Below are 24,578 nucleotides of genomic sequence, written 5' to 3' on the forward strand. Positions count from 1 at the left end.
CTCCTGACAGTTGAATGGTCAGTCTTTCTTTTTTAAAAATTGCTTTAATTGTTCAACATCCCACGTATTCACAACGTCATCCGGCTGAATGAAAGCTTTTCGCGCATACGCAACCCCTATCTCCATATGTTCTAGCATGTTTATGCTGTGGGCATCTGTATTAATCACAACCTTTACACCGTATTCCTTCGCTTTTTTCAAATGTTCTACACATAAGTCAAGCCTGTTCGGATTTGCGTTCAATTCTAAAATAGTATCTGTTTCCTTTGCAAGTTCTAAAAGCATTTCTATATCAACATCGTATCCTTCTCTTCGCCCAATTAACCTTCCAGTCGGATGAGCGATAATATCAACATGGTAATTATATAGGGCTGCTTTCAGCCTTTTCATAATTACACTCTGCGGCTGGGAAAAGTTCGAATGGATCGATGCAATAACTATATCTAGCTCTTTTAGACAATCGTCGTCATAATCAAGTGTACCGTCCGGCAAAATATCCATCTCGATTCCTCTGAAAATCGTAAAATCAGAATATTGTTCATTCAACATGTCAATTTCTTCTTTTTGTTCTTTCAGCTGCTCAGGAGTCAAGCCGTTGGCTACTTTTAAAAATTGCGAGTGATCTGTAATCGCGATGTACTTGTAGCCTTTTCTTTTAGCAGCCTCAGCCATTTCCTTGATTGAATGAGCGCCGTCGCTCCATGTTGAATGCATATGGAGATCTCCCTTTATTTCCTCGAGCGAAATAAGATTTCCTTTGTATTTTTCCACTTCCTCCCCATCTTCCCGAACCTCTGGCGGAATGTAGGGAAGCTGAAAGTGTGCATACAGCTCTTTTTCTGACTCAAATGTGAGCACTTCTCCGGATTCTATTATTTCTACGCCGTATTCGCTTATTTTTTCTCCTCTTTCCTTCGCTAGCTGGCGCATTTTTACATTATGCTCTTTTGAGCCTGTAAAATGGTGCAAAGCCGAAATGAATTCCTTTGGGTGCACGATGCGAAAATCGACCTGAACCTTGACATCAAACTTGAGTTCAATCGATATTTTCGTATCGCCTTTCGCAATGATTTCAGTTATATTCGGCATTGTTAAAATGTAATCTCGCACAGCTTCTTTATTTTCCGCCGCAATAATAAAGTCAAGGTCTTTTATCGTTTCTTTCATTCTTCTTAAGCTTCCTGCGCGAGAAAAGCGAACTATTCCGTTTCCTTGTCCTTTTTCTAAAAATTTCTCTATTTTTTCTGCAATCGGCAGCATATAAGCAAGAGGCAGTCGGCCCGGCTTTTTATTCATTTCATCGATCGCAGCCAATATTTTTTCTTCCGTTACTTTTCCAAAACCTTGTAAACTTTGCACTTTATGTTCTTCACAGGCTTTTTTTAAAGAATCGATGTCCACAACACCTAAATCTTTGTACAATTTTGCAATCTTCTTTCCGCCCAGCCCTGGCAATTGAAGAAGAGGGATTAACCCTTCAGGAACTTCCTTTTGCAAGGTTTGCAGCGTTTTTGACTCGCCGGTTTTTATGAATTCTTCGATGACTGCACTCGTTCCTTTCCCAATCCCACTGATTAAAGTAAAATCGTGGATGTCTGATAGGCTTCTCGCATCTCTTTCAAGGGCATTGGCAGCTTTATAAAACGCGGAGATTTTAAAAGGGTTTTCGCCTTTTAACTCCATATATACAGCAATTTTCTTTAACAGGCTGACAACATCCTTTTTGTGAACCGTCATGTTTTACGTCACCTCTTGAATTTTAAACAATATAAAAATCACCTGCTATCGAACTATTTAATAGAAACAGAGAAGGACGATGGGGGTCTAAATAAAGATGTTTCCATCGTCCCTTTACGTCTAACTTCCTTTACCGAAATAGCCGATCCAAAGATCGTGAATTTTATCAGATAAGACAGGGGTATGATTGACAATTAAATCAGCCAGCAGCGATTTATCGATAAGATTTTGAATTTGCTCGGCTGGAATGAGCGCTGCCAAAAAAAGCAGAATGAATAAAATGAGGTATGTTTCCGCAAAACCTAAAACCGCACCCAGCAAGCGGTTGATTTGCTTAAGTATTGGAAGCATCGCAACAAAATCAAACATAGATCCGATGATGTGAAGTGCTATTTTTGATCCGATAAACAAAAGCACGAATGCAACTCCGCGATAGTAAGCTTCCTCCAAATGGCCCCCTGTCAATATAGATAGAGCAGCATTTGAATCTCCTATATTTGGATACGGTACCCATAATTCCAGTTTAGGAGCAAGATCGTCAAAATATGTTTTGGCAATTATGAAAGACACTATAACACTTGATAAATAAACTACTTGGAGAATAAATCCCCTTTTAAGGCCAGTGAGCAATCCGAATACTAAGAAAAATAAAATGATCAAGTCAAGCATTTTAAATTTCAATCCTTTTCCTGAAGTTGCTTTTCTAGTTCTTCAAATTTCTCCTTTAATTTGAGATAATCATGAACAGCATTTACCGCAGTTAGTACTGCCAGCTTGTTTAAATCTAGAGATGGGTTTTTTTGACTGATTTCCCGCATTTTTTCGTCAACAATTGAAGCGACAAGCTTCATATGATTTACGCTCTCATTTCCAACAATCGAATACTGCTGTCCATATATATAAACAGTCGCTTTATTTTTAGGTTGATCAGACAAAGCGAATCCTCCATCCTCTATGAAAAAATATCGCAAAATGATTCAAAATCCTAATCATAATCATAACATGTTTGTCGAAAAGATGGAAAGAAGAACAAAAGAAAGGGTACAATAATATAGCATCCATTTTAGGAAAGCGAGGCGTTTTTTATTGTCCAATATCGTCATAAAAGTTGATCATGGGGGAATTCAAACTTTGAAAGATTTTTATAATCCTTTCATTATAGACAGAACCCCTCCAGGTGCCGTCTTTTCTGCCAAATTGACAAACTGTACGATCACTGCTTACAAGTCGGGAAAAGTGCTTTTTCAAGGATCTGCCGCTCAGCAGGAAGCAAACAGATGGGAAAAAATAGCAAAAACAACCCCTTCTCAAACAGAGGATGAGCTTCAACAGCTTCAACAGATGTCAGTCATCGGCTCTGATGAAGCAGGAACGGGGGATTATTTTGGACCGATCACGGTTGCTGCAGTATTTGTCCCTAAAGAAAAAAGAAAACTGGTTCAGCAGCTTGGAGTAAAAGATTCAAAGGCTTTGACAGACAAACAAGTTTTTTCAATCGCCAACACTTTAATAGAGAAAGTTCCGTACAGCCTCTTAATTTTGCGCAATGAAAAATACAATCAATTGCAAAAATCTGGAATGAACCAAGGGAAATTGAAAGCTATCCTTCATAATCAAGCGATTCATCATTTACTCAAGAAAATTTCTCCTGATAAACCAGAAGCTGTGTTAATCGATCAGTTTGCAGAGCCGAATGTTTACTTTCAATATCTTAAAGACCGGGATGTTCCGTTTAAAGACATAACCATCTTTAAACCGAAGGCGGAGCATATACACATATCTGTCGCTGCAGCATCCATTATCGCAAGATATGCTTTTTTAAAAGAATTAAACAGCTTATCCAACGCAGCCGGATTTTATTTACCAAAAGGAGCCAGCCATACTGTTGATGAAGCTGCTGCCAAATTAATAAAGGAAAAAGGGAAAAACACACTTGGCAAAATGGCAAAGCTTCATTTTGCCAACACCGAAAAAGCTTTGAATCTATTGAATTGAAATGACGAATCCGGAAATCTTATTTTCTGAGGTTAGCAGGACCAATTTATGATTTCAATAAAAATGAAGGTGCTATCTGCACCTTCATTTGTTAGCTGGAATTATTTTAGGGATTTATCGTCCTGCGTTAGCTGCGAAGAACTGCTGAAAATTTTTCCTCTACCGCCTTAATTACTTTTTCATGAGCTTTTGCTGCTTCCTCATCCGTCAATGTTCGTTCAGGATCGTAGTAGCGGAGTGAAAATGCGATCGATTTTTTCCCTGCTCCCAAACGTTCTCCTTCATACACATCGAAAATGGAAATCTCTTTTAACAGTTTTCCGCCCGCTTCCCGGATCGTTTCTTGAAGCTCGCCAGCATGCACATGCTGATCAACGACTAAGGCGATATCCCTTGTAATAGATGGGAACCTTGGAATCGGCGTATATATGACTGGCTTAGCTTCATATTGAATGAGATCGGCTAGCTTCAGCTCAAAAACATATGTTTCATCTAAATCATACTCTTTTTCAACTTCCGGATTTAATTCGCCGACAAATCCGATGAATGATCCGTTTAAATAAATATCTGCCGTTCTGCCGGGATGCAGCCCTTCACGTTTTGCCTGTTTATACTCAATTTCATCCAACAGTCCAAGCAGATCAAATAAACCGTTTAAAATTCCTTTCACAACATAAAAATCAACTTTTGTTTTTTCCCCTTGCCATGGGTGATAAACGTAGTGACCCGTCATGACGCCTGATAAACGTTCTTTTTCCAAAGGCTTTTCTAAAGCATCGTCCGAAATGAAAACAGAACTAATTTCATAAAGATGAATATCATCGATTTGCCGCGCTTTGTTATATTTTACAGACTCAAGCAAATGAGGAAGCAGGCTTAAACGCAAAACACTCCGCTCTTCACTCATCGGCAATGCTAATTGAGTAAAGCTTGACGTCTCCAGCGTAAATTGTCCCGCCTTTTCTTTGCTCGTTAATGAATATGTGATCGCTTGATAAAGCCCGGCGCCTTCCAAAAATCTTCGCACTTTTCTTCTTTTCAATTGATAGTCTGTTAATGCTCCGGATGTTGAAGATCCTTCAGGCAATGTTGACGGAATATAGTCATATCCGTAAAGGCGGGCTACTTCTTCAATTAAATCTTCTTCAATCGCAATATCGCCTCTTCTTGTCGGAACGGTTACTGTAAAAAGACCGTTTTCTTCAACGGTTTCAAATTGCAAGCGGTCAAAAATTTCTTTTATTTCATCTACTGCAATGTTTGTCCCTAAAACGTTGTTAATTTTCTCAGCGGAAATGGTGATCACTTTTTTCTCGATTGAAAAATCATGAAATTCTGCTTCACCTTCTAAAACAGTTCCGGAGGCGTATTTTGCGATCAATTGTGCTGCCCGCTCTGCTGCAGCTTTTACCCTGTTCGGGTCAACTCCCTTTTCAAATCTCAAGCTCGCTTCACTTCTAAGTCCGAAATCCTTCGACGCTTTTCGGACAACACTGCCTTTAAAATAGGCGGCCTCAAGCAAAACGGTCGTCGTATCGTCTCTTACTTCAGAATCGGCCCCTCCCATTACACCAGCTAATGCAACAGGTACTTTGCCATTTGTGATCACAAGGTGATCGCTTGTAAGCTTTCGTTCTTGATCATCAAGGGTCACGATCGTCTCTCCGTCATGTGCGCGGCGAACGAGTATTTCCTTTGATCCGAACCGGTCATAGTCAAACGCATGAAGCGGCTGGCCGTATTCTAATAAACAATAGTTTGTAATATCGACGACGTTGTTATGCGGTCTGATTCCGGCTTTTATTAAGCGCATTTGCATCCATAAAGGGGAAGGGGCAATTTTGACATTTTTAATAATTTTAGCTATATAGAATGGATTATCTTCTTTTGCTTCAACATTCACAGTAATATAATCAGTTGCTTTTTCTTCGGCAGCCTCATAATGAACTTCCGGCTTTCGAACCTCTTTCTTTAAAATTGCTGCAACTTCATAGGCAACACCGATCATGCTTAAACAGTCAGAACGGTTTGGTGTAAGACCTAATTCAAGTACATAATCGTCCATAAACAGCTGTTCAATCGCATTTTTTCCAACTTCAGCATCACTAGGGAAAACAAAAATGCCGTCAGAAAACTCTTTTGGGACAAGCTTTCCTTCAATGCCCAGCTCTTGCAAAGAACAAATCATACCGTTAGATTCTTCACCGCGCAGCTTTGCCCGTTTAATTTTGAAATTGCCCGGCAAAACCGCACCAACTTTGGCTACCGGCACTTTTTGACCTTTTTCAACGTTTTGGGCGCCGCATATAATTTGCACTGGTTCTCCTTCACCGATGTCAACTAAACATTTGCTTAATTTTTCTGCATTTGGATGCTGTTCTTTTTCAAGCACCTGTCCAACTACAACATCTTTTATTCCTTCATTAACAGCTTGAACATTTTCAACTTCAATGCCGCTCTTCGTTATTTTTTCAGCCAGCTCCTCAGGGGAAATGTCTAGATCAACATATTCAGAGAGCCATTTGTATGAAACGAACATGAGAAAACCTCCTTTTAAGCTTGTTTAAACTGTTTCAAAAAACGCACATCGTTTGTATAAAAATGACGAATATCATCAATTCCATATTTCAACATGGCAATCCGTTCCGGTCCCATTCCAAATGCAAAACCACGGTATTTTTTCGAATCGAATCCCGCCATTTCCAAAACGTTTGGATGAACCATCCCTGCTCCTAAAATTTCAATCCAGCCTGTTCCTTTGCATACATGACAGCCTTTCATGGAGCATTTAAAACAGGATACATCGACTTCCACCGACGGTTCAGTAAACGGGAAAAAGCTCGGACGCAGACGAATTTGCCTGTCTTCACCGAACAGTTTTTTCGCAAACACTTCGAGCGTTCCTTTTAAATCGCTCATGCGAATGTTTTCATCCACAACGAGCCCTTCAATTTGCGTAAATTGATGGGAGTGCGTTGCATCATCTGTATCACGTCTGTATACTTTCCCTGGACAAATGATTTTTACAGGACCTTTCCCTTTATATTTTTCTAACGTTCTCGCCTGAACTGGAGATGTGTGTGTGCGCAGCAAAATTTCATCAGTTATGTAAAAGGAATCTTGCATATCCCTTGCCGGATGGCCTTTCGGCAAATTGAGCGCTTCAAAATTGTAATAATCTGTTTCAACTTCTGGACCTTCCTCTACTGTGTATCCCATGCCGATAAACAAATCTTCAATTTCTTCAATGACCGCTTGGAGAGGATGATGGTTTCCTGTTCGAACCGGTCTGCCTGGAAGGGTAACGTCAATCGTTTCTTGCTGTAATTTTTTCTCGATTTCTGCTTTTTCGAGTTGTTCTTGCTTACTTGTTATTTCCCCGGCAATCACTTCCCGAATTTCATTTGCTAACGCACCTATTTTCGGCCGTTCTTCTTTCGAAAGCTTTCCCATTCCGCGAAGAACTTCGGTAATCGGTCCTTTTTTTCCAAGATATTGAACGCGAATATTTTGCAATTGTTTTAAATCCGTTGCTTCCCGTACCTTTTGCAACGCTTCATCGCGAAGCTTTGTTAATTCTTCCTGCATGTAAATTCCTCCTTTTTTAAAATAAATAAAAAAACCCATCCCAAAAAAGGGACGAGTTGAATTTCGCGGTACCACCCTTATTAACAAAGAAAGAATCTTTGTTCACTTCATTATCATAACGGCACAGCCGGAGCGCCTTTACATGCTTCCGCATGGTCCTGGCGTCAACTCTGGAGGTGAATTCGTTTGCCTCTACCATAAAAATGCTTCCAGTCTACGGCATTTTCTCCCTAAATGGCGACCTGCAAACTACTCTTCTCCGTCATCGTTATTCCTTTATTCAATTGCTTTTAATTATAAAAAAAAGAAATTAAAGGCGCAACACTATTTGCGAAGATGGTACATGAAAATAGCTGAAGCAACGGCAACATTTAATGACTCCGCTTTTCCATAAATCGGAATGTGTAAATTTTGATCCGTCATATCCAGCAGCTCTTTTGAGACCCCATTTCCCTCATTTCCTACAAGGAGGGCAAATGTTTCAGATGGAGGGATCTCTTTATAGAAAACAGCATTTTTTGTTGAAGTTCCAAATACAGGAATTTTCTCTTCCTTCAATTTGTTTATAATCTGTTTTAATGACGAATTGACCACAGGCAAATGAAAAATTGATCCTTGTGTCGCCCGGATCGTTTTACTATTGTACAAATCAACCGTCCCGTCACCTAAAATCACAACATCCATTCCAGCCGCATCTGCAGTACGAATGATCGTACCGAGATTTCCTGGGTCTTGAACCGCATCTATTAACAGCCATTTTTTGGCGTTCAAATCGATTTCCCACCTAAGCTGCTTACAAACAGCCATGACACCTTGCGGGGAATCCGTTTCAGACAGAAGCGAAAACACCTCTTTGGAAACAATCGTTGTCGGAATAGTACCTTCGAAAAAATGATTTGGCAGCTTCGCTCCGTCTAAAACAATTAACTCTTGAACAATTGATTTGTATTTGAGAGCTTCCTCGATTAAATGCAAGCCTTCAATTAAAAACAGCCCGCGCTCTTCCCGTTTTTTTCTTGATTGCAGCTTTTTCCATTCTTTTACTCTTTCATTTTTAGTTGACGCAATCCGTTTCAATGATGGTGTCTCCTTCAACTGATAGTTCATTTCATATACATATTATAGAAAACAAAAGAAAAAATAAAGAAGAATGAAGAAAAACGAGGTGAAGGATATGAATTTTGATTTGCGCAATGCAGTCATTGCCAACATATCGCAAAATTCAAAAGACGAGCTGAGAGAAACGATCGTTGATGCCATCAATAGCAAGGAAGAAAAAATGCTTCCAGGGTTAGGCGTGTTATTTGAAATTATCTGGAACCATTCAAGTCAGCGTGATCAGCAGGAAATGGTTGAAACACTTGAACAAGGATTAAAAGAGACTGGAGCTGGGAAATAACCAGCTCCTGCTTTTTAGTTGTACGTAATGTTTTCAACCGTTTTTTTGTCGAGGCGTTTAATGACTTCTGTCAATAATTGAACCGTATGTTCAAAGTCTTCGCGATGAATCATCGCAGCGTGTGTATGAATGTAGCGCGTTGCAATCGTAATGGAAAGCGTTGGAACACCATTTCCTGTTAAATGAATCGATCCGGAGTCTGTACCGCCACCCGGCATAGCATCATACTGATATGGAATGCCGCATTCTTCAGCGACCCCTACGACAAAATCGCGAAGCCCTTTATGGGAGACCATAGAAGCATCATATAAAATAATTTGCGGACCTTTCCCCATTTTTCCCATCGCTTCTTTTTCGGAAATGCCTGGAGTGTCGCCGGCTATTCCGACGTCTACGCCGAAAGCAATATCAGGCTCAATATAATGGGCTGATGTGCGGGCTCCTCTTAATCCTACTTCCTCCTGAACGGTTCCTACACCGTAAACGACGTTCGGATGGTTTACCCCTTTCAGCTTTTTCAAAACTTCGATCGCTATTGCACAACCGATGCGGTTATCCCAAGCTTTCGCCAAAAGGATTTTATCATTTTTCATAACGGTGAACTCAAAATAAGGCACAATTTGGTCGCCGGGACGAACACCAAATTCCATCGCTTCTTCTCGGCTGCTGGCGCCAATATCAATAAACATGTCTTTGATCTCTACAGGCTTTTTTCGTGCTTCTGCCGGCAAAATATGCGGCGGCTTGGAACCGATGATGCCGGTCACATCTCCTTTTTGGGTGACAATCGTCACTCTTTGTGCGAGCATAACTTGATTCCACCAGCCGCCAACAGGCTGAAAGCGAATGAACCCTTTATCATCAATTTGCGTAACCATAAAGCCGACCTCATCAAGATGGCCCGCGATCATAATTTTGGGTCCGCCTGATTCTCCTTCTTTTTTGGCAATTAAACTGCCGAGTCCATCCGTTTGGATATCATCCGCATAATCTTTTATGTACCCTCTCATTACTTCTCTGACTTCCCGTTCATTGCCGGCGATGCCTTTCGCGTCTGTTAAATCTTTTAACATTTTCAATGTTTCATCCCATTTCTCCACACTGAAACCTCCTTTAATTTATATTCTTCATTTTTTCCAAACGGAATTGTTAATATCCTTGATTTTGTCTAGCATGATTGACTTCATTTTTCGCCATGTATGCTGAAATAATATCTTCCTCTGAAAAGCCCAGCGCAGAGCCGAGTGTAACATAGTCGTTAAATAAATCGATATACGCTTGGACAGACAAATATTCATTGAATTTTGCCGTTTTTTGATAAACGTTTAAAAAAAGATCGGTCAGGCTTTTATCGATTTTTCTTGCTTTCATTTCCGGCAGTTTTTCAATATACAATTCATGGCCGATCGACAATAAAAAATGAAGGCCGTCTACATACTCTTCCAAAATAACCTCTCTGTCGGAAGGCGGCTTAACGCTCCAAAATTTAAAGCAGCGCGTTTCATTAGCCAATTCGCCAATTTCAACAAGCAAGGCTAAAACTTTTCTCTCGATCAGCCTTTCTTCCTCCAAACCGTGTTTCTTTTCAATTTTTTCATCCAATTCTTTTTGCATTTTATATAACTGTTCAAAATCCATTTTCTCAACCCCTAAAATATATCTAAAAAAATTATAGCAAATGTGATCATTAATGAAACCCCTTCAATTCCTTTTCCGTAATGTATATGTATGAATATGACCTTCGGGGAGGTTTAAAGTAAATGATTGTCATCCTTCTTCGTCTTTTCATAATTGCTGCGATTATTTTCCTAATTTATTCATTCATTAAATATTTATTGAACCCGAAGCGAAAGTTAGAATTGGCTCATGAGCAAAAAAAATTTTTCTTTCTTGATGATAAAGAAAATGTCCACAAAAATTTTTTGTTAACGCATAAAGGAGTTTTATTTGAAGGGGAAAAATATTTAGGCACGACTGAAACTTCTTTTGAAGTTATCTCCGTTTTTATTTGGACATCTACTCCAAATAAGTTAAGGGGGTTTACAAAAGAAGATTTTCAATTTATAGAATCGAAAATAAAAGAAGCATATCCTTACGCCAAAATCGACTGGAAAAGTCCAATTAAAGAGTTTTTGAATCGGAACGAATCGGAATTCCCGACACTATCTTAAGACGGCAAAAAAGAAAGAGCAGCTTGACATTCCCGTTCAAAATTGACAGCGTTAAAAGACTATGCGGTTCATGACTGGACGATCATGGTGTCGCTTTTTTGATCAATCTATGCAACATTTCTGATTTAAAAAGAAAATAAGCATTCTGAAGGCAGTTCCCATTGCGGGAGCTGCTGTTAGCTTCCATTTCTATTTTTATCCCATTACCTTTTCTCTTCCTCTATGAAATTTTGTAAAACAGCTCGGTAATTGATTATAATTTTTCGAAGTCTCCTTTTTAATTGGGTTTGGTCACTTTCATTATAAAATAGAGTGCTTCGTAAATGCTTTTTTCATTTTGATGATATTCTTGATCCCAACATTTAGTATAGAACCTAAATTTTTTGCATCGGCCTAAAAAACCCTTGAACTTTTGACTTTTTTCACTGTCGAGAAACGTAAAGCCATAATCGTTTACCTTTTCAGCCATATAAAAATCCCCTCCAAATAGAAGTGCAGCATCCGCGAGTCATTGCGCAGATTTTTTACACGTCTACTTAAAGGGGATCAATAATGTGCTGTTCAATTATGTCCAGCCCAAAGGGCAATGTACGTTTATAGGTGGCTTGCTTTTTCGATTACTTATTTAATTCAGCTTTAGCTGTTTCGGCGAGTTGTGCAAATCCTTTTTCATCATTTACTGCTAAGTCAGCAAGCATTTTTCTGTTTACTTCAATGCCAGCAAGCTTTAAACCGTGCATGAACCGGTTGTAGGAAAGACCGTGAATGCGCGCAGCAGCATTGATTCTCGTAATCCAAAGCTTACGGAAATCGCGTTTTCTTTGGCGACGGTCACGGTATGCATACATTAAAGATTTCATTACTTGCTGGTTAGCAACTTTATATAAACGATGCTTCGAACCGTAATAACCTTTTGCAAGCTTAATAATTTTTTTGCGGCGTCTGCGTGTCACTGTACCGCCTTTAACACGTGCCATAATGCATTCCCTCCTAAAAAATCGAAGTTAAAAATTATTTTATATTGTCAAGCATTTGATGAATACGTTTAAAGTCACCTTTGCTTACTAATGCTGGTTTGCGAAGTTTGCGTTTTTGCTTTTGAGTTTTGTTAGCGAATAAATGACTAGTAAATGCATGAGACCGTTTCAAATTTCCGTTCCCAGTTTTTTTAAATCTTTTCGCAGAGCCGCGATGAGTTTTCATTTTAGGCATAAAAGGATCCTCCTTCTATTTCTTTTCGTTTTTCGGTGCTAGCACTAGAAACATGCTGCGCCCATCCATTTTCGGCTTCGTTTCAACAGAACTGATGTCAGCGCATGCTTCAGAAAATCTTTCTAGAACTCGTTGGCCGATTTCTTTATGGGTAATCGCTCTTCCTTTAAAGCGGATCGATGCTTTCACCTTGTCACCCTTCTCCAAAAATTTCCGAGCATTGCGAAGCTTTGTATTAAAGTCATGCTCTTCAATTGTTGGGCTTAGGCGGACTTCCTTCACATTAATAACTTTCTGCTTTTTACGCGCCTCTTTTTCTTTCTTTTGCTGCTCGAAGCGGTATTTTCCGTAATCCATGATGCGAGCAACCGGCGGTTTTGCATTCGGAGCAACAAGAACGAGATCCAAATTGGCATTTGCGGCAATATCAAGCGCTTCTTGCCGTGATTTAATGCCTAATTGATTACCGTTTTGATCGACCAGTCGAACTTCACGAGCGCGGATGCCCTCGTTTACTAACATGTCTTTGCTAATAATGAGCCACCTCCAAGATTTTATAAACAAAGTGCACGTTCGCCTTGACAGAGCTTATACATTCGTTTATGCAAATAAAAAACGCGTAGACGCACACTGCACCCACACGTTGAATACACGAACTTTTTGTCCAATGTATAAACCTGTCAACAGCAACGATGTGCGTCAATCAGGTGAGAAGCGGGTGCTTCTGCTTGTTCTCCTTGACTATAATATTCTATCATGGCAAAGCAGCTTTGTCAAAACAACATTTCTTCAAAAACGATACCATTTTAAACTATTCAAACAGAAAATGCAAGAGACTATTTGAATGAACATACATAAATCGGAATGGAGTGGACATGATAATCAATATATCATATAACTATTGGAGTGATCGAAATGGATGCAAACCGCGTAAAACAAATTTTATCCTCGCCGGCTGATATTGAAGTTCTCTATAACGGAGCTTCCGTTTGGATTGATCAGCTAAATGAAGATGGAAAAACAGCAACCGTTCATGTAAGAGGTCCGTTTAAAGAACGTACGGTTGTAAATATTTCTGAGCTTGAAGAAAAATAATTCCTCCATTGTTTTAAACTTTATTGATATAAAATAGCTCCCAATGCTCCGGTAAAAGAACCGTTTGATAAAAATATGCTTTGCAGACCTGTCATGGAATCAAAGCTTTGGATGATTTGTTGTAAAGGAGGGTTTTGCGAAATTGCAGCTCCAACATAGACACACGTGTCCACTTGATGAAGCTCGGCACATTGCTTTGCCAAAAGAACGATCGTTTCACCAATCAATTGAAATAACGCTGCAGCAGCATCTTTTTTCCGTGCTCTCGATAAATCCGGATTGCCAAAATTAGCAGCGGTTAAATCTCCTAAAATTGGAGGAGCCTCTTCTCCATACAAATCTTTTACCAACAAATCAACATGGCTTCGATCACCTTTTTTCGCCAAATCAACGATTTGATAAAAATTGCTCTCCTGCAAAATGAGCCGGCTTAAACCGGAAATAACACCGCCGCCGATACCGCTACCAAGCAGACGCTCATAACGCTCGCCCTTCATAAGGAAAAAAGATGTTCCCGTTCCGATGCTGACGATTAAAAAATCGCTCTTTGGCTCCTTTCCTTCTTTTACTAAAAGCTCTCTTGTTCCTATACAAACTGAATCAAATTCTGGAATAAAGGTCACATCAGCTCCGGTCAATTTTTCTTTTACTTTTGCAGCTCTGCCTCCTGTTATTCTATAGCGGGCAGCCGGCTTCAATCTCTTCATCCAAGAAAGAGCTTGATCCATTTCATCAATTGGAAACCATTTATACCGATATCGCCCATGTTCAACATAAGCAATTTTTAATAAACTTCCCCCTGCATCAATTCCTACTATTTCCATCCGTACACCCCTCGCTTATGTTTCAAAAAAAGGAAATCAGCAAACGCCGATTTCCTTATTTTCTCCCTTCTTTTCCAACAGATACAGCAAATGTCTCCAGCGGCATGGATTCTGATTTTTGTTCTCCATACTTTCTGACATTGACCGTCTCATTTTCTGCTTCTTGATCACCGACAACGACCATGTACGGGATTTTTTGCATTTGTGCCTCACGAATTTTATAGCCGATTTTTTCATCCCGAATATCGACTTCAACGCGCAAGCCTTCTTGCTGAAGACGCTGTTCTACTGTTTTGGCATAATCAAGATGCACTTCTGGCGAAACAGGGATGACTTTCACTTGCACAGGTGCAAGCCAAGTTGGGAAGGCGCCTTTATATTCCTCAATTAAGAAGGCAACAAACCGTTCCATCGTTGAAACAACTCCGCGGTGAATAACAACTGGCCGATGATGTTTGCCGTCTTCGCCAACATATGTTAAATCAAGCCGTTCCGGAAGGAGAAAATCTAGCTGAACAGTCGATAATGTTTCATCTTTTCCTAAAGCCGTCCGCACTTGTACATCCAATTTCGGTCCGTAAAATGCCGCTTCACCTTCCGCTTCATAATAATCCAGCCCGAGTTCGTCCATTGCGGCTTTCAGCATCGACTGGGCCTTTTCCCACATTTCATCATCATCATAATATTTTTCTTTATCCTCAGGATCGCGGTAAGATAATCGGAACGAATAATCTTTTATACCAAAATCCTCGTATACCTCTTCAATAAGGCGGACAACTCGGATGAATTCGTCTTTAATTTGATCCGGCCGCACGAAAATATGCGCATCGTTCAACGTCATCCCGCGAACACGCTGCAGCCCTGTCAATGCCCCTGACATTTCGTATCTGTGCATTGTTCCAAGTTCTGCAATGCGGATCGGCAATTCCCGATAGCTGTGAATTTCATTTTTGTAAATCATCATATGATGCGGGCAGTTCATCGGACGCAATACAAGCTCTTCGTTATCCATCTTCATTGGCGGAAACATATCATCTTGATAATGGTCCCAATGGCCGGAAGCTTTATAAAGATCGACGCTGCCGAGAACAGGTGTGTATACATGCTGGTATCCGAGTTTAATTTCTTTATCAACAATATAGCGTTCGATAATCCGGCGGATAGTTGCACCTTTTGGCAGCCAAAGCGGCAAGCCTTGTCCAACCTTTTGAGAAGTGGTAAACAGGTTTAATTCTTTTCCAAGCTTGCGATGATCCCGCTCTTTCGCTTCTTCAAGCATGCGGAGATGTTCTTTAAGCTCTTCTTTTGTAAAAAATGCTGTACCGTATATGCGTTGAAGCATTTTGTTTTTGCTGTCTCCACGCCAGTAGGCGCCGGCTACGCTGAGCAATTTAAATTCCTTTATTTTTCCGGTAGAAGGAACGTGGACTCCTCGGCATAGATCGAAAAATTCTCCTTGCTCATATATGGAAATGATTTCGCCTTCCGGAATATCATCGATAAGCTCAAGCTTTAAATGGTCGCCGATTTCCTCATACATTTTTTTTGCTTCATCGCGGCTTACTTCTTTACGAATAACCGGCAAATTTTCGCCGACAATTTTTTTCATTTCTTTTTCGATTTTAGGCAAATCTTCGTGAGAGATCGTTTCATCCATATCGATATCATAATAAAAACCGTTTTCAATGACGGGCCCGACTCCCAATTTTACATTTGGGTAAAGCCGTTTAATCGCTTGCGCCATTAAATGTGCTGTACTATGTCGTAAAATTTCTAACGCTTCTTTTGTATCAGGCGTCAAAATTTCAATCTGGCCGTCTTGTTCAATCGGGGTTTTTAAGTCAATAAGCTTTCCATTTATTTTACCTGCAATGGCTTTTTTCTTTAATCCAGGGCTGATGGATGCGGCGATTTCTTCCGTTGTTGTTCCGTACGGAAATTCTTTTACAGAACCGTCTGGAAAAGTAATTTTAATGGCTTCTTTCATCTTCTTTCCTCCTTTGTTTTTTCTTGCAAAAATAAACACCCGTCCCTAAAAAAAGGGACGAGTGTTGTATGTAAAACCCGTGGTTCCACCCTAGTTCCCGCTCAAAACTTTGCGCGGCTCATTTTGATAACGGAACAATCCGCCAGCTATTACTTGGCAAAAGCCGTTCACAGCTGAAGTTTAGAGGTGGTAAGAGCATTACACTAGTTAGGAAGGTTTCAGCCTGTGCCTTCCCTCTCTTTGAACTGTGATAATACTCCCGTGTCCTCATCATAACCTTTTCGTGATGAATGATTTCAACCGTATTATAGACTGATTCGCCACCAAAAATCAAGGAGTACTGAAAGAAACTTATCGTTTTTGAAAGCTAGCCCTTGAAAAAAATCGAACCCGTTCCTGAAAGATGTTTTGGATCGTTTGAATCATTGCTTCCTCCTGTTGATCGGAGTATATATAAATTTCTAAAGGAGCAATGGATACAAGCGGGGCCAGCAAATGGGAATCAATATACATCGGGTGGCGATAAATAAATTCCCGATCAACCCACTTTTTCAATTCCAGCTCTTTTATTTCGATGAACTTTTCATTAAACACTTGAAAGGAAGTATCATGCAAAAGATGTATCGTTGATAATTTCGGTTTTTTATTGAGAACATATTCCCGCAAGCTTTGAATAAAATTTTGGTATTCCTGCTCCATTTTATACTCTTCAATGGAGAGACCGACATATTCCGAAAGTCTTGATAAATAATCAGACAAGCGGAACTGAATAAATGATTCTATAGAAAAAGATTGGTTTGGCCGAAGGAAATTCGTTAAAGCAGAAATAATTAAGTTTTCTCTCGGCTCAAAATGTTTGATCATTGGAATTTCCGCCCGCTCTCCTTCCAAGATCGATTGAGCAATATGTAAAATTTGCTGTTTTTCATCTTCATCCTCAAAATAAAATTGTTTTTCAATTATAAAAAGAAGGAGACGGGGCTCTTTCACATTTAGAAAAAAGTCAACAAATGATGGTACGAGCACATCAGATATAAATGTTTCCCAATCATCTGTTTCACATGTTAATACTGTGCCGTTCAGCAAGGCTGCTTGGAAATCAAAGTTTTCCTTCTCTGTATTAAGCAATTGATGCAGATAAGAAGCTTCTTTTTCCGTTTGAAAAGTTATTTCCAGCAAAAAAAGATCCCCCCCTTTATATAGCAAGTCCTGTTTCTATATATATGGGGGGATGGCATTATTTAGAAGTGTTTGCTGTCCAGCGGTTATTCTTGTCTGCGATTTTTTCCTTTCAATTCCACGGGAATGGCCAAAAAACGAATCCTTTCCATAATTCTTTTTGCCTTTAGCTGTTCTATTTCGCCTTTTTGTGAATAAGTCAGGTGGTGTTCCAATTCGCTAAAATTAAAGTTGGATGTAAAAAAGGTCGGTAAATTTTCAAGCATGCGGAATTGGAGAATCGAGCCTAAAATGTCGTCTCTCATCCAGCTCGACATCGATTCAGCACCAATATCATCAAGCATTAATACCGGAATTTTTTTAACCGCATCAATCTTTTCATTCAGTGAATGATCTTGAAGAGCGCTTTTTAACTCCCTGACAAACTCCGGAACATATACAAGCATGGAAGGAACGCCTTTTTCCGCCAGCTCATTCGCGATCGCTCCAAGAATAAATGTCTTTCCCACGCCGAAGGAACCGTATAAATACAATCCTTTTAACCGATCATTCTGACCGTATTGCTCAACAAAATCTTGCACGAGAGACACTGCCTTCAGACGGTTCGGTTCGTTTAAATCAATATCCTCAAGGTGTGCATTGAGGATTTCCTTTGGTACATACATGCATTTAATGAGCGATTCTTGTTTTTTTCGAGCATCATATGCTTCTTTTCTCGGGCATTTATCATATTTCAGGTCGATTGTTTTTCTTTCAATAATTAATGTAGGGTGATATCCTTTTAAAATATTTTTGCACTCATCTAAATTTCGGCATTCACGGCAAAACTTGCTCTGCGTTACAAATTCATACAGTTTGCCTAAGCTGCGGTCAATCATATGTTCATCGATTTGATTTTTATGCTTTTCTAAAAATAACCTGACATCTTTGTCCGATTTTATTTGCTGTTTCAAGTTCAAATACGTTTCCCGAAACCCTTTGCTGTTCATGAATTGTTTTAAATGATTTTGCAGGGATTCCATCTTCCTCCCTCCTTTCGCCTAGTCCTTCTGTTTATTTTTATATTTTTTAATCCGCTCCTGCAGCTTTTGTTTTTCTTTTTCAAACGCTTCCGGATCGATGTTTTCTACCTGTTGATTTTCGTTTTCCAAAAGCCATGAAGGGAGTTTTTCTTTTCGAACGATTTTTTTGCTGTCAGTCTTCTTATCCTTTGTTTCCGCCCAAGTTAAATATTTCTTATGTTCTTTTTTCGCCACATCCACTGCATCCTTCACAGTTTTAATTCCTAATCGAGCCCAGTGGCTGGCAATTTTCTCAACATACGCTCTTGACAATTTCATATTTGTTTTTAGCAGGACATAATAAATTAAAACGTTGACAACTCCGGGAAGCAGCTTTTGCTGAAACATGACATCTTCAATAATTTTCAAATCCGCTGCGGACGGTTCAATACCGCCTGAAATATCTTTTAGAAACTGTCTTGGAGAGATGGATTCAAGCTGTCGAATTAATTCCTTATCTTTTGACTGTTCAATTTCTTCGTCTTTCACCCGCTGATTCAAAGGCTGAAGCCTATCAACAAGCTCTGGAAGACGGTTGCCGTGATTCAGCTTATACCAATCCCTCGCCCATTTTCGCAGCTCGTCTAAATTAATTTGCTCATCATGATCCAAAGAACGGATGACCAGATTTTTCATTTCAATTGGATCAATTCCATAAACATATGCTAATTTCTCAACAGCTTCCTTAACCGCAGGCGTGATCGCTTTTTTGGGCACAATATGCTCTGATAAACCTGCATAAAACAATTGAAAATCAAAGGACTGGTTTTGAATCGAAATCGGTTCTCCAGGCGCATGATCAAAAAGCTCCTGATCGTTTTCCTCGGGTTCCATTGCAATATTGGCTGAAAGCTCAGATGGGTGGATCGATTGGTATACTTCATGAAATGATCTTGTCACATCTTTGGCGTTGCTATCAACCGATTTATCGGAAAAATAGCTTTTCAATCTTTGGTACACCGTTTTTCCAACTCTGTTATATAAATATATGTTCAACATTCCATCATAAAAAAATTGTTTGGGGGAAAGAGGTCGTTGAAGTTCATAAATATATTTTTTCGGTTCGCTTTCATCGACAAGGTATGTTTTTAAAAGACCTATTCCTTCTAATTTCAAACGGTCATGATAAATTTCATTTAATGGGGATTGAGTAACAGCCATTAAAAAATGGTGGGTCGATTCCGTCCCCCAAAGACGGTTTTGTTCAAGCTCGCTCCAAAGCGTCATGTATAAGTTTAACGTTCTTGGCCCGATTAAGGGCTGGTATAGTAATGTAAGAACTTTTCGGTCAAATTCATGAATCAAACTGCTCGTACATTTCACAACGTAGCGATCAACAGGCAGGAGCTCTTTCCAGTGATGATGTCCAATCATTTTTTCAAAACCTTCCCAAATAGCATGTCATAATCTCGCAGCTCTTTATGAACGTTCTTTTTTGATCAGTTCTTTCAATTCCTCAATAAAGACATTTATATCTTTAAATTGCCTGTAAACAGAAGCAAATCGAACGTATGCGACTTCATCAATTTCGGCTAGTCTGTCCATCACCATTTCGCCGATCGTTTCGCTTGATATTTCCGATGTACCTAGATTTCTTAGTTCTTTTTCAATATCATGCGCAGCATCTTCCAATTTTTTTAAAGAAACCGGTCTTTTCTCACAAGCTTTAATCATCCCGCGCAAAACTTTTTCCCTGCTGAACTCTTCACGTGTTCCTTCCTTTTTCACAACGATGAGCGGAATTTCTTCTACTTTTTCAAACGTTGTGAACCGATATTGACATTCCTCACATTCCCTTCGCCTCCGAATTGATCTCCCTTCATCGACTGGACGCGAATCTAAAACACGTGTTCCAAAATGGTGGCAGGAAGGGCATTTCATATCACCAGCTCCAATCTTTTTAACTAAATCAAAAAAGCTCTACCTACATCTTATTAAATAGCATTGGATCAGACAAGAAACTTTCAAGTTCTTGTATTTTTGTTATAGATAATTCGACTGAATGAAATGGATTTCTGTCAGTCCGGTCCAATCAAATGATGTTCGAACCGCCAAACAGTGATGGCAGCCATGCCAATAAAAGCTTTTTTATTTTTGCATCACTACCATGAATGATTTTAAAAACATCAAAGCCTCTTTTTCATAACGGCTTTGAAGGGGGGAGAATAACTCGGTCCTTTGAGGCCACAAATAAGATGCCTCTAAATACCATTCAATATGAAATATTATTCTTTATTATAATATAAAAAGAGGTGCAGTAAAAAGCTGACACCTCTTTGCATTTCCATTCAAATTTTATTCTGTTTTCACTTTAAAGTGCTTTTGCTTGACCCTGTTTGATTTGAACAGGACCCATACCGCGAGGAATTTCAATATTTTCGCGCGTTTGAGCACCTAAAGCTTCAGAAATGTAATCCGCTGCAATATTTGGATTTAAATCACCGCAAGTGTACACATCAATGCTAGCATATCCATGCTCTGGAAAACTATGAATTGTTAGGTGTGACTCTGAAATGATCACAACTCCGCTTACACCTTGAGGCGCAAACTTATGAAACGCAACCTCCCGGATTTCAGCACCTGATTTTAATGCTGCATTTACAAACGTTTTTTCAATAAATTCCAAGTCATTCAACTTATCAAAGTCGCATCCCCACAGCTCAGAGATAACGTGACGTCCCATTGTTTCCATAGCCATGGATCCCCCTTTATAAATTTTTATGAATTCTTCGCACTCTGGTATGTTTAACTACCACGGGGGAAAGTTAGTCCAAAGAGGTCCTAACCCTTTAAGTAGCCACATTACCTTGCGTTTAAGAAGTTCACGAAAAATAGTATATATGGTTTGATTTGTTTTTGCAACATACTTTGTCAAAAATTTTGCGCTGAAAAAAGTATCCAAACAAAAAGAAGAAGAGGGTCAATCTTTGTAAAGATCAACCCTCCCATCATTTTATACAGCTGCGGCCAATTTATTCAATTTGCTTGCTACAAGTTTTGCTAAATCCACAACACGGCAAGAGTAGCCCCATTCATTATCATACCATGCAAGCACTTTTACCTTTCTTGTTCCCATAACCATTGTCGTTAAACCGTCGACAATAGCAGAGTGCGGGTTTGTGTTGTAGTCAACTGATACGAGCGGTTCTGAAGAAAAATCTAATATCCCCTTCAGCTTTCCTTGAGAAGCTTGGATAAACGCTTCATTTACCTCTTCAACGGTTACATCGCGTTTTAGATCTACAACAAAGTCTACGAGGGAGACGTTTGGTGTAGGCACTCTTAATGCAAGACCGTGCAATTTCCCTTTTAATTGCGGTAATACTAAGCCGATCGCTTTTGCTGCACCGGTAGTTGTCGGAATGATTGATTGGGCGCACGCTCGCGCTCTTCTTAAATCTTTATGCGGATTATCAATATTTCTTTGATCGTTCGTATATGCGTGGACAGTAGTCATTAAACCATATTCAATGCCAAACTGTTCATCAAGAACTTTTGCAACAGGCGCTAGACAGTTTGTTGTACAAGAAGCATTCGAAATAATGACATGGTTGTCAGGATCATATTGTTCTTCGTTTACACCGATAACAATCGTTACATCTTCATTTTTTCCAGGTGCTGTTAAAATGACTTTCTTCGCCCCTGCCTCAATATGCATCATCGCTTTTTCACGGGAGTTGAATTTTCCTGTCGCTTCAATCACTATGTCCACATCTAGATCTTTCCAGGGAAGTTCAATAGGATTTCGATTGTTCAAAAGAAGCACTTTATGGCCATTTACAATTAAATGATCTTCTTTTGGAATGACTTCTCCTTCAAATTTCCCATGGTTTGTATCGTATTTAATTAAATGAGCCAATGTTTCTGCTGGATAGCTTGCATTGATTGCTACGATATTCAAATCTCCTTCTAAAATTGCTTTTCTGAATACCATTCGGCCAATTCGGCCGAAACCGTTAATGGCAACCTTAGCACTCATGTGAATATCCCCTTCCGGCATTATGTTACACTTTTTATCTCCTATTCTGTTAATTAGTATATCATATTTATAAAATAACGAAACAATTATTTTAATCGTTTCTTAAAAAAATATATACTAAAAATAAAAAAAACCGCTCTATTCGCGAGCGGATTAACCAATTCCCCAATTCATGAGAATGTTTTCCAATTGCTGTTCCGTTTCTTCTAATGTTCCATCATTATTGATCACTGCATCGGCAAATTTTACTTTTTCTTTCAAAGGCATTTGTGCATTGATGCGTGATAAAGCTTCTTCCTTCGAAAAATTATTCCTTTTCATTAATCGTTCCAGTTGATTTTTTTCTCCCGTATAAACAACAATCACTTTATCCACTAAATGCTTCAAATTGCTTTCAAATAGAAGGGGAATATCGAGAACTACTGCTTTCGCACCTTCTGAGATCAATTGTTCCTGTCGCCTTTTCATTTCCAGCCTGACCTCAGGATGTACAATACTGTTTAGCTTCTCCCGCTTATCTTCGTTTTGAAATACAATGGAGCCTAATCGAGCTCGGTTGATCGTTAAGTCTTCGTTTAATATTTCCTTTCCGAAAGCATTTACGATCTCTGTATATGCTTTTTTGCCGACTTCTACCACTTCTCTTGCAATTAGATCTGCGTCAATAACTGGAATGCCTCTTTTTTTAAGCATTTCAGACACAGTGCTTTTTCCGCTTGCTATGCCTCCAGTTAATCCAATAATCATTGTCATATCATCATTCTCCTTTATCCTTACATGGCCCAAACACCGATCATTATTAATAATAAACCCGGGATAAATGAAAACTTTTCAAAAAACGAATAGGATGAAGCAAATCGGCCGGATTTCATTCCAATATAAACAAACAGCGTGCTCATACAAGTGACGAAAATAGCTGTTAAAAAAGGTTCATACCCTGCTAAAGCCGCACCGATTCCTGCTCCGAATGAATCGAGCGAAAGAGCGATCCCAAGCAGCAAAGCTTCCACGCCTGTAATCTCGCCAGATCGATCCATATCAACTGCAGCAGGCTTTTTCAATATATGAATGACAATGCCTAACGATTTTAATTCCATATTTAAAATCGTTTTTTCACTCTTTTCCTCATCTTTCTCATCCTCTGATTCATTGTTGCGGAAAAAGGAATATAACACAAACATGCCAAGCAAAATGAAAATAGCTCCGCCAAGCCTATCCGTAAAATAGGGAGGAAGAACACTTTGAGCTATTTGTCCGGCCATCATCGCAGCGAGCAACACAATCGCCGAACAGCATGAAATAGTGATAATCGATTTAATTGGAATTTTTACTTTACGCAAACCGAACGCTAAGCCAACAGAAAAACTATCAAGACTGACTGCCAACGCCAATATTAAAACCGATCCGATTTCCGTCATTTTATCAAATGCCCCTTCTTTCCTTTTATTGCTAACATAGTAATATGAAAACCGCCTAAAATGTGTTCGCTTAAAGAAGGTGGCATAAATCTTTCTACACTTGGCAAGATGAACAAAAATGTGTGCCTCTTCCCCCAATTTTTATTTTTTGGATAGGGCTTCCGCAAATTTTACATTGTTCTTTTTCTCTTGCATAGACAAATAAGTCCAGTTGAAACATCCCGATTTGCCCTTGTGAATTGACGTAGGATCGGACAGTACTTCCTCCTTTTTCAACTGCTTCCTTCAGCGTTTGAATAATTTCCCGATGCAATATTTTCACTTTTTCCGCTGTCAAATCTTTTGCCAGCCGCTCCGGATGAATGCCTGATCGAAACAATACTTCATCAACGTAAATGTTTCCTAATCCCGCCACTATTTTTTGGTCAAGCAAAACCGTCTTGATGTTTCTAGAGGTAGACTGAAGCTTGCTCATAAGTCTTTCAGCAGTAAATTGTTCCGAAAAAGGCTCCATCCCTAACTGGGACAAAGGAGGATGCTTCTCCTCCTCGCCCTTTTGATACAGATGCATAGTGCCAAATTTGCGAACATCCCGATATCTTAATTCCGTTTCATCTTGAAAGCGAAAAATGACATGTGTGTGAGGTTCAATGGGCTTTATTTTTGGATACAGTCCATATCTTCCTTCCATTCGTAAATGTGATACAAGAACATATCGATCTAAATAAAATTTTAAAAATTTCCCTCTTCTTCCGATTTCATTGATTGTTTCCCCTCTCAAAACGCGGCAAAACTGCTCTGCGTCTTCGGGACGTTTGATGATTTTCGGCCATGATACGATAACTTCATCGATGACTTTTCCTATGACAAGCTCCCTTAATGTTTTTCGAATCGTTTCTACTTCAGGAAGCTCAGGCATTATGTTCACCCCTT

General features: G+C 39.4%; 27 protein-coding genes and 2 other annotated features. Of the genes, 4 read left to right on the forward strand and 23 right to left on the reverse strand.

The features are described 5' to 3' along the window. Positions 1-18: 18 nt before the first annotated feature. From polX to zapA, 3 genes are all read right to left on the reverse strand, one after another. The gene (gene polX, locus NSU02_RS14610) at positions 19-1,737 is read right to left on the reverse strand and encodes a DNA polymerase/3'-5' exonuclease PolX (protein WP_327847822.1); all 1,719 of its coding nucleotides are present in this window, start codon (positions 1,735-1,737) and stop codon (positions 19-21) included. A 120-nt stretch (positions 1,738-1,857) separates the two neighbouring features. Next, a complete protein-coding gene (locus NSU02_RS14615; RefSeq protein WP_311066371.1) occupies positions 1,858-2,406 on the reverse strand; it encodes a CvpA family protein in 549 nt (182 codons plus the stop codon). 8 nt (positions 2,407-2,414) lie between these two features. Continuing rightward, positions 2,415-2,672, reverse strand: a complete 258-nt coding sequence (zapA, locus tag NSU02_RS14620) for a cell division protein ZapA (protein WP_063387431.1) — start codon at positions 2,670-2,672, stop codon at positions 2,415-2,417. A gap of 196 nt (positions 2,673-2,868) precedes the next feature. On the opposite strand from zapA, the gene rnhC reads away from it, so the two are divergent. Beyond that, positions 2,869-3,732: a ribonuclease HIII gene (gene rnhC / locus NSU02_RS14625; protein ID WP_339193199.1), complete on the forward strand. Its 864-nt coding sequence runs from the start codon at positions 2,869-2,871 to the stop codon at positions 3,730-3,732. 127 nt (positions 3,733-3,859) lie between these two features. On the opposite strand, the gene pheT is transcribed toward rnhC, so the two are convergent. From pheT to NSU02_RS14640, 3 genes are all read right to left on the reverse strand, one after another. Then, positions 3,860-6,271 (reverse strand): phenylalanine--tRNA ligase subunit beta, encoded by a 2,412-nt coding sequence (pheT, locus tag NSU02_RS14630; protein ID WP_311066373.1) that lies wholly within the window; start codon positions 6,269-6,271, stop codon positions 3,860-3,862. Between the two features lie 14 nt (positions 6,272-6,285). Continuing rightward, positions 6,286-7,320, reverse strand: coding sequence for a phenylalanine--tRNA ligase subunit alpha (pheS, locus tag NSU02_RS14635; RefSeq protein WP_063387428.1), 1,035 nt, complete (start codon positions 7,318-7,320; stop codon positions 6,286-6,288). A 44-nt stretch (positions 7,321-7,364) separates the two neighbouring features. Beyond that, positions 7,365-7,595, reverse strand: a binding site (T-box leader). 49 nt (positions 7,596-7,644) lie between these two features. Continuing rightward, positions 7,645-8,397 (reverse strand): RNA methyltransferase, encoded by a 753-nt coding sequence (locus NSU02_RS14640; RefSeq protein WP_144597654.1) that lies wholly within the window; start codon positions 8,395-8,397, stop codon positions 7,645-7,647. Between the two features lie 97 nt (positions 8,398-8,494). Between NSU02_RS14640 and sspI the strand changes: the two genes are divergently transcribed. Continuing rightward, positions 8,495-8,719, forward strand: a complete 225-nt coding sequence (sspI, locus tag NSU02_RS14645; protein ID WP_063387425.1) for a small acid-soluble spore protein SspI — start codon at positions 8,495-8,497, stop codon at positions 8,717-8,719. Between the two features lie 14 nt (positions 8,720-8,733). Here sspI and NSU02_RS14650 read toward each other — a convergent pair whose 3' ends face one another. After that, positions 8,734-9,819 (reverse strand): M42 family metallopeptidase, encoded by a 1,086-nt coding sequence (locus tag NSU02_RS14650; RefSeq protein ID WP_063387424.1) that lies wholly within the window; start codon positions 9,817-9,819, stop codon positions 8,734-8,736. Between the two features lie 49 nt (positions 9,820-9,868). Continuing rightward, a complete protein-coding gene (locus NSU02_RS14655) occupies positions 9,869-10,357 on the reverse strand; it encodes a dUTP diphosphatase (RefSeq protein ID WP_311066374.1) in 489 nt (162 codons plus the stop codon). A 122-nt stretch (positions 10,358-10,479) separates the two neighbouring features. Between NSU02_RS14655 and NSU02_RS14660 the strand changes: the two genes are divergently transcribed. Further along, complete coding sequence (locus NSU02_RS14660; RefSeq protein WP_063387422.1) at positions 10,480-10,890, forward strand: hypothetical protein; 411 nt, start codon at positions 10,480-10,482, stop codon at positions 10,888-10,890. A gap of 277 nt (positions 10,891-11,167) precedes the next feature. Here the strand turns inward: NSU02_RS14660 and NSU02_RS14665 are convergent, their stop codons facing one another. The 4 genes from NSU02_RS14665 to infC all read right to left on the reverse strand — a co-directional run bounded on the left by NSU02_RS14665 (position 11,168) and on the right by infC (position 12,639). Further along, a complete protein-coding gene (locus NSU02_RS14665; RefSeq protein WP_339193200.1) occupies positions 11,168-11,359 on the reverse strand; it encodes a hypothetical protein in 192 nt (63 codons plus the stop codon). 148 nt (positions 11,360-11,507) lie between these two features. Further along, on the reverse strand, positions 11,508-11,867 hold the full coding sequence (gene rplT / locus NSU02_RS14670; protein ID WP_063387420.1) for a 50S ribosomal protein L20: 360 nt from the start codon (positions 11,865-11,867) through the stop codon (positions 11,508-11,510). A 34-nt stretch (positions 11,868-11,901) separates the two neighbouring features. Continuing rightward, positions 11,902-12,102, reverse strand: coding sequence for a 50S ribosomal protein L35 (rpmI, locus tag NSU02_RS14675; RefSeq protein ID WP_063387419.1), 201 nt, complete (start codon positions 12,100-12,102; stop codon positions 11,902-11,904). A gap of 15 nt (positions 12,103-12,117) precedes the next feature. Beyond that, entirely contained in the window at positions 12,118-12,639 is a 522-nt protein-coding gene (gene infC, locus NSU02_RS14680) for a translation initiation factor IF-3 (protein WP_222422773.1), read from the reverse strand. Positions 12,640-12,707: 68 nt separating this feature from the next. Beyond that, positions 12,708-12,838 (reverse strand) — a sequence feature (ribosomal protein L20 leader region). A 179-nt stretch (positions 12,839-13,017) separates the two neighbouring features. Between infC and NSU02_RS14685 the strand changes: the two genes are divergently transcribed. Continuing rightward, positions 13,018-13,197: an H-type small acid-soluble spore protein gene (locus NSU02_RS14685; protein WP_094246321.1), complete on the forward strand. Its 180-nt coding sequence runs from the start codon at positions 13,018-13,020 to the stop codon at positions 13,195-13,197. 20 nt (positions 13,198-13,217) lie between these two features. Here the strand turns inward: NSU02_RS14685 and coaW are convergent, their stop codons facing one another. From coaW to mutM, 11 genes are all read right to left on the reverse strand, one after another. Next, entirely contained in the window at positions 13,218-14,021 is an 804-nt protein-coding gene (gene coaW, locus NSU02_RS14690; protein ID WP_144597650.1) for a type II pantothenate kinase, read from the reverse strand. A gap of 55 nt (positions 14,022-14,076) precedes the next feature. After that, positions 14,077-16,008 (reverse strand): threonine--tRNA ligase, encoded by a 1,932-nt coding sequence (gene thrS / locus NSU02_RS14695; protein ID WP_066247800.1) that lies wholly within the window; start codon positions 16,006-16,008, stop codon positions 14,077-14,079. Between the two features lie 351 nt (positions 16,009-16,359). Continuing rightward, positions 16,360-17,187: a putative sporulation protein YtxC gene (ytxC, locus tag NSU02_RS14700; RefSeq protein WP_339193201.1), complete on the reverse strand. Its 828-nt coding sequence runs from the start codon at positions 17,185-17,187 to the stop codon at positions 16,360-16,362. 86 nt (positions 17,188-17,273) lie between these two features. Continuing rightward, on the reverse strand, positions 17,274-18,209 hold the full coding sequence (dnaI, locus tag NSU02_RS14705; RefSeq protein WP_063387413.1) for a primosomal protein DnaI: 936 nt from the start codon (positions 18,207-18,209) through the stop codon (positions 17,274-17,276). An 18-nt stretch (positions 18,210-18,227) separates the two neighbouring features. After that, positions 18,228-19,622, reverse strand: a complete 1,395-nt coding sequence (locus tag NSU02_RS14710; RefSeq protein WP_327862619.1) for a replication initiation and membrane attachment family protein — start codon at positions 19,620-19,622, stop codon at positions 18,228-18,230. A gap of 45 nt (positions 19,623-19,667) precedes the next feature. Next, a complete protein-coding gene (gene nrdR, locus NSU02_RS14715) occupies positions 19,668-20,129 on the reverse strand; it encodes a transcriptional regulator NrdR (protein WP_063387411.1) in 462 nt (153 codons plus the stop codon). Between the two features lie 430 nt (positions 20,130-20,559). Further along, entirely contained in the window at positions 20,560-20,940 is a 381-nt protein-coding gene (gene speD, locus NSU02_RS14720) for an adenosylmethionine decarboxylase (protein WP_063387410.1), read from the reverse strand. Between the two features lie 261 nt (positions 20,941-21,201). Beyond that, positions 21,202-22,227, reverse strand: coding sequence for a glyceraldehyde-3-phosphate dehydrogenase (locus tag NSU02_RS14725; RefSeq protein ID WP_339193202.1), 1,026 nt, complete (start codon positions 22,225-22,227; stop codon positions 21,202-21,204). Positions 22,228-22,380: 153 nt separating this feature from the next. Beyond that, positions 22,381-22,980, reverse strand: a complete 600-nt coding sequence (gene coaE / locus NSU02_RS14730) for a dephospho-CoA kinase (RefSeq protein WP_066247801.1) — start codon at positions 22,978-22,980, stop codon at positions 22,381-22,383. A 20-nt stretch (positions 22,981-23,000) separates the two neighbouring features. After that, positions 23,001-23,645 (reverse strand): sporulation membrane protein YtaF, encoded by a 645-nt coding sequence (ytaF, locus tag NSU02_RS14735; RefSeq protein ID WP_339193203.1) that lies wholly within the window; start codon positions 23,643-23,645, stop codon positions 23,001-23,003. Positions 23,646-23,739: 94 nt separating this feature from the next. Continuing rightward, the gene (gene mutM, locus NSU02_RS14740; RefSeq protein WP_130156137.1) at positions 23,740-24,564 is read right to left on the reverse strand and encodes a DNA-formamidopyrimidine glycosylase; all 825 of its coding nucleotides are present in this window, start codon (positions 24,562-24,564) and stop codon (positions 23,740-23,742) included. Positions 24,565-24,578 lie beyond the last annotated feature (14 nt).

The organism is Aeribacillus sp. FSL W8-0870, assembly GCF_037963755.1.
Taxonomy (GTDB): domain Bacteria; phylum Bacillota; class Bacilli; order Bacillales; family Aeribacillaceae; genus Aeribacillus; species Aeribacillus composti.

Coding starts and splice junctions, on each gene's coding strand:
- polX (WP_327847822.1), bottom strand. CDS start 1,737: ATGACGGTTCACAAAAAGGATGTTGTCAGCCTGTTAAAGAAAATTGCT.
- NSU02_RS14615 (WP_311066371.1), bottom strand. CDS start 2,406: ATGCTTGACTTGATCATTTTATTTTTCTTAGTATTCGGATTGCTCACT.
- pheT (WP_311066373.1), bottom strand. CDS start 6,271: ATGTTCGTTTCATACAAATGGCTCTCTGAATATGTTGATCTAGACATT.
- pheS (WP_063387428.1), bottom strand. CDS start 7,320: ATGCAGGAAGAATTAACAAAGCTTCGCGATGAAGCGTTGCAAAAGGTA.
- sspI (WP_063387425.1), top strand. CDS start 8,495: ATGAATTTTGATTTGCGCAATGCAGTCATTGCCAACATATCGCAAAAT.
- NSU02_RS14655 (WP_311066374.1), bottom strand. CDS start 10,357: ATGGATTTTGAACAGTTATATAAAATGCAAAAAGAATTGGATGAAAAA.
- NSU02_RS14660 (WP_063387422.1), top strand. CDS start 10,480: ATGATTGTCATCCTTCTTCGTCTTTTCATAATTGCTGCGATTATTTTC.
- NSU02_RS14665 (WP_339193200.1), bottom strand. CDS start 11,359: ATGGCTGAAAAGGTAAACGATTATGGCTTTACGTTTCTCGACAGTGAA.
- rplT (WP_063387420.1), bottom strand. CDS start 11,867: ATGGCACGTGTTAAAGGCGGTACAGTGACACGCAGACGCCGCAAAAAA.
- rpmI (WP_063387419.1), bottom strand. CDS start 12,102: ATGCCTAAAATGAAAACTCATCGCGGCTCTGCGAAAAGATTTAAAAAA.
- NSU02_RS14685 (WP_094246321.1), top strand. CDS start 13,018: ATGGATGCAAACCGCGTAAAACAAATTTTATCCTCGCCGGCTGATATT.
- coaW (WP_144597650.1), bottom strand. CDS start 14,021: ATGGAAATAGTAGGAATTGATGCAGGGGGAAGTTTATTAAAAATTGCT.
- thrS (WP_066247800.1), bottom strand. CDS start 16,008: ATGAAAGAAGCCATTAAAATTACTTTTCCAGACGGTTCTGTAAAAGAA.
- dnaI (WP_063387413.1), bottom strand. CDS start 18,209: ATGGAATCCCTGCAAAATCATTTAAAACAATTCATGAACAGCAAAGGG.
- NSU02_RS14710 (WP_327862619.1), bottom strand. CDS start 19,622: ATGATTGGACATCATCACTGGAAAGAGCTCCTGCCTGTTGATCGCTAC.
- nrdR (WP_063387411.1), bottom strand. CDS start 20,129: ATGAAATGCCCTTCCTGCCACCATTTTGGAACACGTGTTTTAGATTCG.
- speD (WP_063387410.1), bottom strand. CDS start 20,940: ATGGAAACAATGGGACGTCACGTTATCTCTGAGCTGTGGGGATGCGAC.
- NSU02_RS14725 (WP_339193202.1), bottom strand. CDS start 22,227: ATGAGTGCTAAGGTTGCCATTAACGGTTTCGGCCGAATTGGCCGAATG.
- coaE (WP_066247801.1), bottom strand. CDS start 22,980: ATGACAATGATTATTGGATTAACTGGAGGCATAGCAAGCGGAAAAAGC.
- ytaF (WP_339193203.1), bottom strand. CDS start 23,645: ATGACGGAAATCGGATCGGTTTTAATATTGGCGTTGGCAGTCAGTCTT.
- mutM (WP_130156137.1), bottom strand. CDS start 24,564: ATGCCTGAGCTTCCTGAAGTAGAAACGATTCGAAAAACATTAAGGGAG.